The organism is Laribacter hongkongensis DSM 14985 (assembly GCF_000423285.1).
GTDB classification, from domain to species: Bacteria; Pseudomonadota; Gammaproteobacteria; order Burkholderiales; family Aquaspirillaceae; genus Laribacter; species Laribacter hongkongensis.
The window spans coordinates 1-1,505 of sequence record NZ_AUHR01000039.1 but is presented as its reverse complement, the minus strand read 5'-3'; the positions used below and the strand labels follow the sequence as shown (position 1 = coordinate 1,505).

At 64.8% G+C, this 1,505-nt stretch carries 5 protein-coding genes; all 5 read right to left on the bottom strand.

Translation table 11 applies throughout. The features are described from left to right. The coding region (locus tag G542_RS0114110; protein ID WP_027824441.1) for a helix-turn-helix domain-containing protein at window positions 1-270 on the bottom strand (270 nt) is incomplete at its 3' end. A 23-nt stretch (window positions 271-293) separates the two neighbouring features. Beyond that, the gene (locus G542_RS0114105) at window positions 294-812 is read right to left on the bottom strand and encodes a hypothetical protein (protein ID WP_027824440.1); all 519 of its coding nucleotides are present in this window, start codon (window positions 810-812) and stop codon (window positions 294-296) included. A 10-nt stretch (window positions 813-822) separates the two neighbouring features. After that, on the bottom strand, window positions 823-1,017 hold the full coding sequence (locus G542_RS0114100) for a hypothetical protein (protein WP_027824439.1): 195 nt from the start codon (window positions 1,015-1,017) through the stop codon (window positions 823-825). Further along, a complete protein-coding gene (locus tag G542_RS0114095; RefSeq protein WP_027824438.1) occupies window positions 1,014-1,271 on the bottom strand; it encodes a hypothetical protein in 258 nt (85 codons plus the stop codon). Before G542_RS0114095 ends, G542_RS0114100 begins: the two co-directional genes overlap by 4 nt. Further along, on the bottom strand, window positions 1,268-1,453 hold the full coding sequence (locus G542_RS0114090) for a hypothetical protein (RefSeq protein ID WP_027824437.1): 186 nt from the start codon (window positions 1,451-1,453) through the stop codon (window positions 1,268-1,270). The genes G542_RS0114095 and G542_RS0114090 overlap by 4 nt, the downstream gene beginning before the upstream one ends. Between the last annotated feature and the right edge of the window lie 52 nt (window positions 1,454-1,505).

Here is a 1,505-nt window from a genome sequence, read left to right as displayed (position 1 = left end):
GAGGTCCGGGTGACGGTCTTTCAGGTATTCGATGATCCGCACGTCCTCGCCCCGGATTGCCGTGATGTCCACACCCTCGACATGCACGAGGCGCAGCAGCTCGCGCACCGGCCTCGGCATGTTTCCCCCCGACTCGTAACGGGACCCCGTGGGCTGGTTGACGCCGATCCTGCTCCAGAACGCCTGCTGACTCAGACCCAGCTCGTGGCGGATGTCACGCGGATTGGCGATGGCAGAAAACAGCGGTCGGATGGTGGCGCTGGATTTCATGGAGGTTCTCCTGATGTCGGATTTCATGCGTTGTCCTGGAAACGGTGAGACAGCCCAGACTGGAAGCGGCGAGACAGCTCGTGGTAGGCTTCAAGGCCGGCATCCAGCCTGCCTTCGGCACACTCGATGCCGTAACCGAACGGCCCGTACCAGATGGTGTCCGTGACAAACACCAGCTCGGCAACCTGCGGCCCTTCCGGCGTCACCACGCCAATGACCCGCTGGCCGCGTGAGGTGGTGAATTCGCGCACCAGTTCGCTGCGACGGATCTTGCGGCCGTATATGGCTCCGTACTTCGCTGCTGATTGCGTATCGCGGCAGCACCGAACGTCTGCTGCTGCGAGGTCCGCCTCCAGCACTTCAATTCGGTCAAGCAGCTCCAGCACCACCCCCGGCGTCGCTATGGTCTGGAACCGGAACAGGCTGTCCTCGATGTGCTGCGGTGATTTGCCATCCAGTGCGCCGTGCATCACGCGCAGCGCCATGGTCCTGATCTGCTGGTTCGACGGCATGCCGCCGTCTGCTTTGGTCATTTCATTCATGGCTGACTCCTCAGTTCGGGTGCTTCAGGTTGACGACGGTTTCGACCACGGAGGCGATCACGGGCCGGGTCCATGGATCAAGCAAAACGGCCAGCTCGGCAGCAATCGGGACGGCGGCGAAGAACACCGCCATGTAGCCCAGTGCCAGGCCCCACAGGCCGAGGCGTTCCTGCCAGAGTGGCGACAGCAGCGGCGGCCGGTTCATGGGCGCCCCCGGCGGAATCCGGCGGCGAACAGGTAGCCCATCAGCCGGGTGATGAAAGACGGGCGGCGACGGCCCGGCCGGCCCGACATGGCCGCATCGTTGGCGGCCTCGGCCATCACCGGCTGCTGTTGCAGCAGCTGCGACCGGCGGCGCGCGTCACGGCGGGCATTGGCTTCGGCAAAGCGCTTCACCCGGCGCTTCTTGCGCTGGCTGCACTTGCGGGTGTGCTCGTGGTGGATGGCGCGGCGGCTCATGCGAACCCCCGTTCACGCTCGGCCCGGCGCAGGTCACGGGCGAATTCCAGATCCAGCCGGGCAGCACGGCGGCGCTTTTGCTCCGGCGTGTCCGCCGCAGGACGTGGCAGGCCGATAAACAGGCGGTTGACATGGGCATCCCGCGCAGCGGCGAGATAGTGTCGGTTTGATGGGTGGACCATGATTCACTCCTCAAAATCACAAAACGCAGGCAAAACAATCCCCGCGACCCCG

What these genes read in the sequence shown, in the direction of transcription:
- G542_RS0114095 (WP_027824438.1), bottom strand. Translation starts at nt 1,271, where the DNA reads ATGAGCCGCCGCGCCATCCACCACGAGCACACCCGCAAGTGCAGCCAG.
- G542_RS0114100 (WP_027824439.1), bottom strand. Translation starts at nt 1,017, where the DNA reads ATGAACCGGCCGCCGCTGCTGTCGCCACTCTGGCAGGAACGCCTCGGC.
- G542_RS0114090 (WP_027824437.1), bottom strand. Translation starts at nt 1,453, where the DNA reads ATGGTCCACCCATCAAACCGACACTATCTCGCCGCTGCGCGGGATGCC.
- G542_RS0114105 (WP_027824440.1), bottom strand. Translation starts at nt 812, where the DNA reads ATGAATGAAATGACCAAAGCAGACGGCGGCATGCCGTCGAACCAGCAG.